Origin of the sequence: Eggerthella sp. (assembly GCF_048329335.1) — a bacterium.
GTDB lineage: Bacteria > Actinomycetota > Coriobacteriia > Coriobacteriales > Eggerthellaceae > Eggerthella > Eggerthella lenta.
Genome location: NZ_DBFEGU010000234.1, coordinates 1 through 10,903, shown reverse-complemented (window position 1 = coordinate 10,903; position 10,903 = coordinate 1). Strand labels below are relative to the sequence as shown.

Below are 10,903 nucleotides of genomic sequence, written 5' to 3'. Positions count from 1 at the left end.
GCCATCGGCTCGTCGCTGTTCGTCGGCGTGCTGTCGGCCGACGTGCTCAGGGACACGGCGGCGGGCGCGGCGAAGGCGTCGGCGTACGCCGCGGCGTTCGAGCACACCCTCTCGATAGCCGTCGTCATCGCGGCGGCGGGGCTGCTCGTCGCGTTCTTCTACGCCCGCGCCATGCGCAAACCGGCCGGTAAGCAGCGGTGACAACTTCCGGTTGTCGAGAAAAACCGTGAAAAGCATCCGAAAGTTGGTTGAGGGAACCGCGGTTTCGGTGCATGCTGTAGGGAGAAGGCAAGCGAGAGGAGAATCCTATGAGCTTCCGAGACAACCTCCAGCATCTGCGCGGAACGCGCGATTTGAGCCAGGCGCAGCTTGCGACGCTGCTCGGCGTGAGCCGCCAGTCCGTGGCAAAATGGGAAGCCGAGAAAAGCTACCCCGAGATGGACAAGCTCATCAAGCTGTGCGACCTGTTCGAGTGCTCGCTCGACGACCTCGTACGGGGCGACTTAACCGGCTGCGCGACGGCGAGCGAGGCGATCGTGGAGGCCGAGCCAGCCTCCGCAGCCATGCCTGTCGATAAGGACGGCTACGACGAGCACATGCGCCGCCGTGCGTGGGATGTCGCTGCGAGCGTGGCGGTGATCGTCATGAGCTTCGGGGTGGCGATGTTCGTGACAGGCGGCGGTTACAACAGCACGACGGTTTCGGCGAACATCGTCGTCCACCTCGTAGGGATCGCGCTCGGCCTGTGCTTTTTCGTTCCGGCGTATCGCAGCCATGCGGCATTTCGCAAGGAGCACCCGGTGGTCGAGGACTGCTACACGCCGGAGGAGAAGGCGGAAGCGCGCCGTCGGAAGATGCGGGGCGTCGGCGGCGGTGTCGCGCTGCTCGTCTTGGGCATGTTCATGCCCGGCATGCTCCAATCGATTCAGATGTTCTCGTTCGTGCCGTTGGCGCTGTTCGCTTGCTTCGCCGCCGCGGCCGCTCTGCTCGTCCACTCCGTCATGATGGATCGCCGCGTCGACGTGTCCTTCTACAACGGCGCCCCCGATTTCACGATCCAATCCCTCCTTTGAGGGCGTCGTACTGACGCCTGATCTCGTTGCGCAGCTCGTCTTCGGCTTGAACGTGGGCGCCGCCGTCGGCCGGCCGCGAATTCGCCGTATCCGCTCGCAGTTGTGGGCAACCGCGCACAACTGCGTCCTTTTGCGCTTTCCGCTTGCAAACGCTTGGGGGCGTGGTATACTTCTGCAGTTTCTAAATACGCATGCTTGCGCGACCCGATCCGCTAGTGGCCAACTGAAAAAGGCTGCGGATCTCGGGGATGACCGCAAGCAGAGGACTAACGAATGGAGAGAGTCATGACGAAAGTCAGCATTACTTCGCTGCTCGATGCGGGCAGCCACTTCGGCCATCAGACGCGCCGTTGGAACCCCAAGATGAAGCCGTACATCTTCGGCAGCCGCGGGGACATCTACATCATCGACCTCAAGCAGACGCTCGTGGGCCTCGACCAGGCGTACACGTTCGTGTCCGAGCTGGCCAAGAAGGGCGGCACCGTGCTGTTCGTGGGCACGAAGAAGCAGGCCCAGGAGGCCGTCGCCGACGCTGCCAACAAGTGCGGCATGCCCTACGTGAACGCTCGCTGGCTCGGCGGCATGCTGACCAACTTCGTGACCATCCGCTCCCGCGTGAACCGCATGGAGGAGCTGGAGGCCATGGAGGCCGACGGCCGCATGGCCGTGCTGCCCAAGAAGGAGCAGATCCTGCTGCACAAGGAGCTGTCCAAGCTGCAGACGAACCTCAACGGCATCCGCAACATGAAGCGCACGCCCGACGCCGTGTTCGTGATCGACACGAACCGCGAGGCCATCGCCATCCATGAGTCCCGTCGTCTCGACATCCCCGTGGTGGGCACGCTCGATACGAACTGCGATCCGGACGACGTCGATTTCGGCATCCCCGCCAACGACGACGCCATCCGCTCGGTCCGCCTGCTGGCTGACTTCATCGCCGACGCCGTCATCGCCGGCGTGGGCGTGCCGGTGACCGCCGCCGACATGGGCGAGGTCGCCGTCGAGGCTACCGCCGTGGAGGCCCCTGCCGCCGAGGCCGCGCCCGCCGAGGCCGCTGCCCCTGCCGCCGAATAAGCTGATCTGCGCATCTACCGCACTGAACGCGCCGTCGCGCCCTTCCCGCGCTGCGGCGCTCGACACCCCGCCGCGTCCCAAGGCCGCGGCATCGTGAGAGAAAGGAACAACGTGGCTGCTGTTACCGCTTCCATGGTCAAGGAACTCCGTGAAATGACCGGCGCCGGCATGATGGAGTGCAAGAAGGCGCTCGTCGAAGCCGACGGCGACATGGACAAGGCCGTCGACGTGCTGCGCACGCGCGGTCTGGCCGCCGTGGCCAAGAAGGCCGGCCGTGCCACCAACGAAGGCACCGTCATGGCCATCGTCTCCGACGACGCCACGTCCGGCGCGGTCGTCGAGCTGAACTGCGAGACCGACTTCGTGGGCATGAACGACAAGTTCAAGGCCTACGCCGAGAAGATCGCCAAGGCCGCCCTGGCCGCCAAGCCTGCCGACCTCGACGCCCTCAAGGCCGCCGACGCCGAAGGCGAGACGGTGGAAGCCGTTGTCACCGACGCCATCCACACCCTGGGCGAGAACATCCAGCTCGCCCGCTTCGCGGTGGTGGAGGGCGGCGCCGTGTCGTCCTACATCCACGGCGGCGGCAAGATCGGCGTGCTCGTGCAGTTCGACGTCGAGGGCATCGACCCCGCGTTCGACGGCTTCAAGCAGTACGGCCGCGACGTGGCCATGCAGGTTGCCGCCGCCGCTCCGGTGGCCGCCACCCGCGAGGCCGTCGACCCGGCCGTCGTCGAGCACGAGAAGGCCATCTACATGGCTCAGGCCGCCGAGTCCGGCAAGCCCGAGGCCATCCAGGAGAAGATGGCCGTCGGCCGTCTGGAGAAGTTCTTCAAGGAGAGCACGCTGACCGAGCAGGCCTTCGTGAAGAACCCCGACCAGTCCGTGAACGACTACACGGCCGAGGTTGCGAAGAACCTGGGCGGCGAGATCAAGATCGTCGACTTCAAGCGCTTCGTGCTGGGAGAATAGTTTTGTTCCGGCGGCCTGACGGCCGTCGGAACCGCTCGACGCTGCGAAGCCCCCTCGCACCGATCCTCGGCTCTTTTCGCTTGTCTTCGCGTACCGAAGTACGCTCAGCCGCGAAACGAGCCGACTATCGGCACGAGGGGGCTTCTCGCTGTCTTGCTGCGCCAACCTGCGTTCTTCGTTTCGGTACCAGCAGCTATCGGCCCTTCTGCTTTCGTTGTGATGATGGTGGGCGCGCAGCCTCCCTGTTCTTATAATGGTGGGTACCGCGAAGGGCGCCTCGGACGGCGTCCGCCACCCAATGAAACCAACGCCCGGACCCTCGTCGTCGCGGGCGCGGAGGATGCTTCCATGGCTGAAGAGATCATCATCGTACAGGGCAACAACACGCTGGCCGGCGACGTCGCCGTGTCGGGCGCGAAGAACTCGGCGCTCAAGCTGATCGCCGCCGCGTTGCTGGGCCAGGGGGAAACGACCATCCATAACGTCCCGCTCATCTCGGATATCAGCATCATGTCCGACGTGCTGCGCTGTTTGGGCGCGCGGGTGGAGCGCGACGGCCATACGCTGACGGTGGACACCTCCGCCGTCGACAAGCACGAGACCCCCTACGAGCTGGTGTCGAAGATGCGTGCGAGCATCTCGGTGCTCGGCCCGCTCGTTGGCCGCTTCGGATGCGCCCGCGTGGCCATGCCGGGCGGCTGTCAGATCGGCGCTCGCAAGATCGACATGCATCTTGTCGGCCTCGAGGCTATCGGCGTGGAGTTCTCCATCGACCACGGCTTCCTTGAGGCCAGCACGCCCAACGGGCTGCACGGCGCGCACGTCGTACTCGACTTCCCCAGTGTGGGAGCAACCGAGAACCTGCTCATGGCCGCCGTGGCGGCCGAGGGCTCCACGGTCATAGAGAACGCCGCGCGCGAACCCGAGATCGTGGATCTTGCGAACATGCTCGTGTCCATGGGGACGCGCGTCACAGGCGCGGGCTCGGACATCATCGAGGTCGAGGGCGTGCCGCTTTCTTCGCTGCATCCTTGCGAGCACACGACGGTGGGCGACCGCATCGAGGCCGGCACCTTCCTGGCCGGAGGCGCGCTGACGGGCGGTCCCGTCACCGTGCACGGCATCGATCCGTCGTATCTGCGCGTTGCGCTCATGAAGCTCCGCGCCATGGGCTGCGACGTGGAGACGGGCGACGACTGGATCACCGTGGGCCGCACGCGCCCGCTGGCTCCCATCGACTTGCAGACGCTGCCGCATCCCGGGTTTCCCACCGACCTTCAGGCGCAGTTCATGCTGCTGGCCGCGTTCGCCGACGGCATGTCCGTCATCACCGAGAACGTGTTCGAGAACCGTTTCATGTTCGCCAGCGAGCTCATGCGCATGGGCGCGGACATCGCCATCGAGGACCATCACGCCCTCGTGCGCGGCGTGGACGTGCTGCAGGGCGCCGACGTGTCGTCCACCGATCTGCGCGCCGGGGCGGCTCTCGTGCTGGCCGGCATTGCGGGGGAGGGCGAGACTCGCGTGCACAACATCGGCCATATCGATCGCGGTTACGAGGACTACGTGGGCAAGCTGCGCGCTCTCGGCGCCGATGTCGTGCGCGCTGAAACCGAGCAAGCCCAGACGTCCCGGTAGCGAGCTCCCATGGTCAACAAACGCAAGCAGGGCCTGACGCAGGCTCGTGCGAAACTTACGTCGCATCGCATGAGGTCGGCAACGGTCGGCACCCATGTGCCGCGACGCTCGTCGCGTCATATGAACGGCGAGGCGGTGGGATTCTCCAGCCCGCGCAAAAGGAAGCGCGCGGCTCGCGGCATCGTGGAAACTATTCTGCCCGTCACATCGTCGGGCGAGAGCTCGTCGCAATACGCCCGTCGCGTCAGCCGTCGCGAATTCGCCCAGGACATCCAACGTAAGGCGCGCATCCGCCGCATCGTCGCGATCGCGGTCTGCCTGCTCGTGGCGGTTGCCGTCGCCGCCGCCGTCGGCGTGGCGACGTTCTTCGGGTCGCTCGATGCGAAGCTCGGGCTCAAGGATTCCGATGCAGCGTCGGCGCTCGTTGCTCCCAAGGCCGATGCGAAGGCGTTCTACACGGTGGTGTCGGCCGACCTCGATGCGCCGGGCTCGGCGAATGCGACGGACGGCCCCGACGCCATCGCGCTGGTGCGCGTCGACGAGGAGACCCGCGCCGTCACCGTCGTCTCGATTCCGCCTACGCTGCAGGTATCGCTGAAGGACGGCAAGAAGCACCCGCTGCGTGAGGCTTCGACGCAGGAGGGCGATGCCGCGCTCGTGTCGGCCGTGGCCGACTTCGCAGGGGTGAACGTGGCTCATTACGTGAAGACCGACGCCGAATCCATCGTGCGCCTCGTGGACGTCCTCGGCGGCGTCGAGGTGAACGTGGCCGAGGAGGTGGACGACCCGAACGCGGGCGATGCCTACCTGCCGGCGGGCGCCCAGACGCTCGACGGCGCGCAGGCGCTCACGTTTTTGCGCGCCAGCAACTTCTCGAACGGCCTCGAAGTCCAGGCGGCGAACCAGCGCGAGCTGCTCACGGCACTGTCGCTGCGCCTTCTGGGGGAAGGGCGGCTGAGCTTCCTCGCCACGCTCGACAACGTGGGAGGGTCGTTCCAGACCGACCTTTCGGCTGCGGCCGCGCTTTCCGTCGCCGATGCGCTTCGCGGTGTGGACTCTTCCTCGGTGTACGGGGCGCTTGTGCCCGGCTACGAGACCGCGCGCGATGGCGCGAGCTCGTATGCGGTGTCTTCCGATGCCTGGAAGAGCATGATGGAGCTCGTGGCGGCCGGTTCCGAGCCCGTGGTGGAGCAAACGGCGCCCCAGGTGGATCCGGGCAGCTTCACCATCACCGTACGCAACGGCTCGGGCGTGACGGGCGGAGCCGGCCAGATCGCCGACGCGCTGAAAGACCGCGGCTTCGACGTGACCGAGACGGGCAACACCGACACGTACGTTTACGACGAGACGCTCGTCGTGTACAACGACGACGCGTTCGAGGCGGCGGCGGAAACCGTGGTGGCATCGCTCGGCCTGGGCCGTACGGTGCCCGGGGCGGGTTTCTACACGTTCGATACCGACGTGTTGGTGGTTCTCGGCAAGGATTGGAAGCCCACATCGTAGACTGTGGTAGAATCGGCACCTGAAAGCAAGATGTTCAAGTTCAACGAAGGAGCTTTACCATGGTAGACAAGAACGATGTGGCGGCGGTGCTCGAGCTCATCCGCCCCAGCCTGCAGGCGGACGGCGGCGATGTGCGCCTCGTCGACGTGAACGAGGACGGCGTGGTGTCGGTGGAGCTGCAGGGTGCCTGCAAGGGCTGCCCCATGTCCCAGATGACGCTGGCCAACGGCGTGGAGCGCATCCTCAAGGAGCGCGTTCCCGGCGTGACGAAGGTCGTTCCGGCCGACCTGTAAACCGGATCGATTTCGAAGGCGAAGGAGGCGGATATGGCGCAGTGTTGGGAACGCCGCGGGTGCGACGAGGAGATGATGTCGCGCTGCCCGCACAACATCCCGGGCGAGCCGTGCCCTGCCGATTGCCGCTTCGCCGCATGCACGCGCTCGACGCACGAGGTGTGCCAGGATTTCAACAAGCTGCTGAATCCCGAGCGCGATTACGACGCGGCCGTCAAGGAGGTGTGTCGTTTCTGCGAGCACTTCCTGGAGCACGGCCCTGGCGTGGCCGAGCGCACTGGCGAAGTCACGAGGCAGGGCAATCCGAACCGGTTTCTGCTCTAGCAGGGCGAACCGGTTCGAAACGCGCGCATCCGCGAGGAGCGCGCGACAATCGCAGCGAGCAACCGCGGCCGTGCAGGACATCTGCGCGGCCGCGCGCTACCCCCATACCAGCAAAGAACCGACGAAAGGGAGACGATGGCAGAGCAGGCTCACGGCACGCTGAAGGTGAAGACCGGGTTCGCGGAGATGATGAAGGGCGGCGTCATCATGGACGTCGTGAACCCCGAGCAGGCGAAGATCGCCGAGGACGCGGGCGCGGTGGCCGTCATGGCTCTGGAGCGCGTTCCCGCCGACATCCGCGCGCACGGCGGCGTGGCCCGCATGAGCGACCCCACCATGATCGAGGGCATCGTGGAGGCCGTGTCCATCCCCGTCATGGCGAAGTGCCGTATCGGGCATTTCGTGGAGGCGCAGGTGCTGCAGAGCCTGGGCGTGGACTTCATCGACGAGAGCGAGGTACTCACCCCGGCCGACGACGAGTACCATGTGAACAAATGGGACTTCGACGTGCCGTTCGTGTGCGGCGCGCGCAACCTGGGCGAGGCTCTGCGCCGCATCGCCGAGGGCGCGGCCATGATCCGCACGAAGGGCGAGCCGGGCACGGGCAACGTGGTGGAGGCCGTGCGCCACATGCGCACCGTGACCACCGACATCGCCCGCATCAAGGGCCTGCGCGACGAGCAGCTGTTCACGGCTGCGAAGGACCTGCAGGCGCCCTACGAGCTGGTGAAGTGGGTGGCCGAGCACGGGTGCCTCCCCGTGGTGAACTTCTCGGCCGGCGGCATCGCCACGCCCGCCGACGCGGCGCTGATGATGCAGCTGGGCTGCGACGGCGTGTTCGTGGGCAGCGGCATCTTCAAGTCGGGCGATCCAGCCAAGCGCGCCCGGGCCATCGTGGAGGCCACGACGAACTACGACGACCCCGACACCATCGCCCGCGTCTCGCGCGATCTGGGCGAGGCCATGGTGGGCATCGAGATCTCGGACATTCCCGAGAACGAGCTCATGGCCGGCCGCGGCTGGTAAGGCGGGTTCCGGCGGCTTGCCAGCCGCCGGAACTGCTCGACGCTGCGGCGCACCGAGGTGCCCCGCCTTCGCGCGATGTCGAAGGTTTGCGTACCGAAGTACGCGGCGCCTCCGCCATCCCACGAATTCGGGGCGCCTCGGCGCCCCTCGCTGACTTACTACGCCAACCAGGGAGGTGTCAATGGAACCTGTGAGAAAGACGATCGGCGTCCTGGCCTTGCAGGGCGCCTTCCGGGAGCATCGGCGGATGCTGGAAGGCCTGGGGGCCGACACGCGCCTCGTGCGCTGGCCATCCGAGCTGGAAAGGCTGGACGGCCTGGTGATCCCGGGCGGCGAGTCCACGGCCATCGCGAAGCTTCTGGCCATCCACGGCATGTACGGGCCGTTGCGCGCCGCGCATGCGGCCGGCATGGCCGTGTTCGGCACGTGCGCCGGTGCTATACTCATGGCGCGCGACATCGAGGGGGCCCGCTCCGACCAGGAGCCGTTGGCGCTGATGGACGTGCGTATCCGCCGCAACGCCTATGGGCGGCAGATCGACTCGTTCGAGACGACGGTGCCGTGGGCGGGCATCGAGGGCGACCCGGTGAAGGGCGTGTTCATCCGCGCCCCGCGCTTCGCCGATCTCGGCGAGGGCGTGGAGGTGCTCAGCACGTCCGAGGACGGCGAGCCGCTGGCCGTCCGCGAAGGCCGCGCGCTGGCCGCGGCGTTCCATCCCGAGCTCACCGACGATTCCCGCGTGCATGCTTTCTTCCTGGAGCGCGTCGTCGGGTCGTGAGGAGCCTCTCCTGCGTTGCCGGGGCGTTTCCAATCGCGGGAGCGCGCTCGACGAGTTCTGCTACAATGAAGACGAAGGAAGGCGGGCGACGAAGCGAGAGGAGCGTGAACCTATGAGCAAAGGCGTGACCTGTCCTGCGTGCGGGGCGGTCGGTTTGGACGTGTGCCGTTATGAGTCCATGATGGTGGTGCGCGCCGATCTCGCGATGTTCACGCTGCGCTGCCCGCACTGCAAAGCCACCGTGTCCAGCATGCAGCCCATTCCGCCGCAGCTGTACGAGGAGGTGCGGTTCGCCGCCCTCGAAGTGGGCGCCGGCATGGGCCTTGAGTAGCGGTTCCGTCGGCATCGTGCCGGCGGAACTTTTTTCTATGCGGTTCGAACGACAACCGAATGCCCGTGCCGCGCGGGCTGCGAAGGAACGACATGCTCAACGACATCTACCAATCCATCGATCCCGTCCTGTTCGCGTTCGGCCCGTTCACCGTGCGCTGGTACGGCGTCGCCTACGTGCTGGGCTTCGTTTTCGCGGGCCTCGTCATCTGGCGCGTCGCGCGCCGCTGGCGCGTGCGCGTGGATGCGGATTCACTGCTGACCATCATGTTCTGCGTCATCATAGGCGTCATCGTGGGCGGACGGCTGGGTTACGTGCTGTTCTACGGCGAGGGGTACTATTTCCAGCATCCCGAGCAGATCCTCGCGTTCAACAAAGGCGGTATGAGCTTCCACGGCGGGCTTATAGGCGCGCTTTTGGCGGGCATCGCGGCTGCGAAGCTCACTCGTATCCCGTACCTCACGTTGGCCGACCTCGGCTGCATCGGCGCGCCGCTGGGCCTGCTGTTCGGCCGCTGCGCGAACTTCATCAACGGCGAGCTGTGGGGCGCGCCCACCGACGCCGCCTGGGGCGTGGTGTTCGGAGGCGCCGCGGGCACGATGCCGCGCCATCCGTCGCAGCTTTACGAGGCCTTTCTCGAGGGCGTCGTCATCTTCGCCGTGCTGTATCTGCTGTCGCGACGCATGCCGCCGCGTCCGCGCGGCACGTTTCTGGGCACGTTCCTCGTCATGTACGGATGCTTCCGCTTCCTCGTCGAGTTTGTGCGCGAGCCCGACGCGCAGCTGGGCTATCTATGGGGTGGCTGGCTTACCATGGGGCAGCTGTTATCGGTGCCGCTGATCCTCGTGGGCGCCGGCGTGCTGGTTTATGCGCTTGTCGTGAAAAAGCCCCAAAAAGGGCTTCCTGAAATGAAACAATCTGAGTAACATATAAGGGAATCGAACGCACGGCTCCTCGAGGCTTCGACTCGCTAAGCCGTGCGATTGGTTACGGTTCGGCGGCAACCTTGCCTGCGGTAACGGTTTGCTTGCCGGGCGAAGCTAAACTGGCAACAGATCATATTGGCTGCAAGTTTTATCAGACGACGAAGGGGGACTTCCCATGGATCTCAAGTTCTACAAGTGCATGCACTGCGGCAACATCGCCATCAAGCCGTTCGACGCGGGCGTGCCGCTGGTGTGCTGTGGCGAGAAGATGACCGAGCTCACTGCCAATACCACCGATGCCGCGGTCGAGAAGCACGTGCCCGTGGTGCGCGTCGACGGCTCGAACGTGCACGTCGAGGTGGGCAGCACGCTGCATCCCATGACTCCGGAGCACTACATCACGTTCATCTGCCTGGTCACGAAGAACGGCTACCAGATCGTCGAGCTGACGCCGGAGGATGCTCCCGTCGCCGACTTCGCCATTGCCGAAGGCGATGAGGCTCTCAAGGTGTACGAGTACTGCAACCTGCACGGCCTTTGGGTCGCTGAGGTGTAGACGGCCCTGCGTTTCGCGCATGACGCGCCCGTCCCGCTTCGCGGGGCGGGCGTTTTCGTTTGCGTTGCGGTCGGCGCGCGTGTTACCGCTGCGGATGTTTCACGTGAAACATTTGTGCTGAATGGGCGTTTAGGCACTCGTTCGGTCGCGTTTGGCGTTTTGCCCGCGCGGCGCGGCTGCGCGGGGTTCGCACCATGCGTCGCGCTTGCCGCCCGAGCGGCCCATCCCCGCATCCGTCTCGCCCGCGCGCCATGGCCTCCGAGCTTCCGACGGCTCCTCGGATGGCGAAAAAGCATCGAATTCGGAAGTCCCCGACGGTGCTGCGGGTTCGTCGGGAGGCCTCCTCCTGTATCGCTCCTGTTCGCGGGCGTCTCTTCTTTCGCCGCCGCGCGCAGGGTCTCATCGGGGC

The 10,903-nt window shown here is 66.0% G+C and carries 12 protein-coding genes and 1 pseudogene; all 13 read left to right on the top strand.

What is annotated here, in order from left to right:
* Positions 1 to 201 (top strand): annotated as a pseudogene (locus ACMO6A_RS07745) (MFS transporter); the annotation flags it as partial.
* Between the two features lie 107 nt (positions 202 to 308).
* Positions 309 to 1,073: a helix-turn-helix transcriptional regulator gene (locus ACMO6A_RS07740; protein ID WP_009304766.1), complete on the top strand. Its 765-nt coding sequence runs from the start codon at positions 309 to 311 to the stop codon at positions 1,071 to 1,073.
* Between the two features lie 285 nt (positions 1,074 to 1,358).
* Positions 1,359 to 2,147 carry a 30S ribosomal protein S2 gene (gene rpsB, locus ACMO6A_RS07735; RefSeq protein ID WP_009608822.1) on the top strand — a complete coding sequence of 263 codons (789 nt, stop codon included), beginning with the start codon at positions 1,359 to 1,361 and terminating at the stop codon, positions 2,145 to 2,147.
* A 111-nt stretch (positions 2,148 to 2,258) separates the two neighbouring features.
* A complete protein-coding gene (tsf, locus tag ACMO6A_RS07730) occupies positions 2,259 to 3,119 on the top strand; it encodes a translation elongation factor Ts (protein WP_009304764.1) in 861 nt (286 codons plus the stop codon).
* A gap of 348 nt (positions 3,120 to 3,467) precedes the next feature.
* Positions 3,468 to 4,757: a UDP-N-acetylglucosamine 1-carboxyvinyltransferase gene (gene murA, locus ACMO6A_RS07725; RefSeq protein ID WP_009304763.1), complete on the top strand. Its 1,290-nt coding sequence runs from the start codon at positions 3,468 to 3,470 to the stop codon at positions 4,755 to 4,757.
* A gap of 9 nt (positions 4,758 to 4,766) precedes the next feature.
* A complete protein-coding gene (locus tag ACMO6A_RS07720) occupies positions 4,767 to 6,260 on the top strand; it encodes an LCP family protein (RefSeq protein WP_009304762.1) in 1,494 nt (497 codons plus the stop codon).
* Between the two features lie 59 nt (positions 6,261 to 6,319).
* Positions 6,320 to 6,553, top strand: a complete 234-nt coding sequence (locus ACMO6A_RS07715) for a NifU family protein (RefSeq protein WP_009304761.1) — start codon at positions 6,320 to 6,322, stop codon at positions 6,551 to 6,553.
* Positions 6,554 to 6,586: 33 nt separating this feature from the next.
* Positions 6,587 to 6,877 (top strand): hypothetical protein, encoded by a 291-nt coding sequence (locus ACMO6A_RS07710; RefSeq protein WP_009304760.1) that lies wholly within the window; start codon positions 6,587 to 6,589, stop codon positions 6,875 to 6,877.
* A 135-nt stretch (positions 6,878 to 7,012) separates the two neighbouring features.
* Complete coding sequence (gene pdxS, locus ACMO6A_RS07705) at positions 7,013 to 7,903, top strand: pyridoxal 5'-phosphate synthase lyase subunit PdxS (RefSeq protein ID WP_009304759.1); 891 nt, start codon at positions 7,013 to 7,015, stop codon at positions 7,901 to 7,903.
* 181 nt (positions 7,904 to 8,084) lie between these two features.
* Positions 8,085 to 8,681, top strand: a complete 597-nt coding sequence (gene pdxT, locus ACMO6A_RS07700) for a pyridoxal 5'-phosphate synthase glutaminase subunit PdxT (RefSeq protein WP_009304758.1) — start codon at positions 8,085 to 8,087, stop codon at positions 8,679 to 8,681.
* A 112-nt stretch (positions 8,682 to 8,793) separates the two neighbouring features.
* Positions 8,794 to 9,012 carry a hypothetical protein gene (locus tag ACMO6A_RS07695; RefSeq protein ID WP_009304757.1) on the top strand — a complete coding sequence of 73 codons (219 nt, stop codon included), beginning with the start codon at positions 8,794 to 8,796 and terminating at the stop codon, positions 9,010 to 9,012.
* A gap of 92 nt (positions 9,013 to 9,104) precedes the next feature.
* Complete coding sequence (gene lgt, locus ACMO6A_RS07690) at positions 9,105 to 9,938, top strand: prolipoprotein diacylglyceryl transferase (RefSeq protein ID WP_009304756.1); 834 nt, start codon at positions 9,105 to 9,107, stop codon at positions 9,936 to 9,938.
* A 175-nt stretch (positions 9,939 to 10,113) separates the two neighbouring features.
* A complete protein-coding gene (locus tag ACMO6A_RS07685; protein ID WP_009304755.1) occupies positions 10,114 to 10,494 on the top strand; it encodes a desulfoferrodoxin family protein in 381 nt (126 codons plus the stop codon).
* The last annotated feature ends 409 nt before the right edge of the window (positions 10,495 to 10,903 follow it).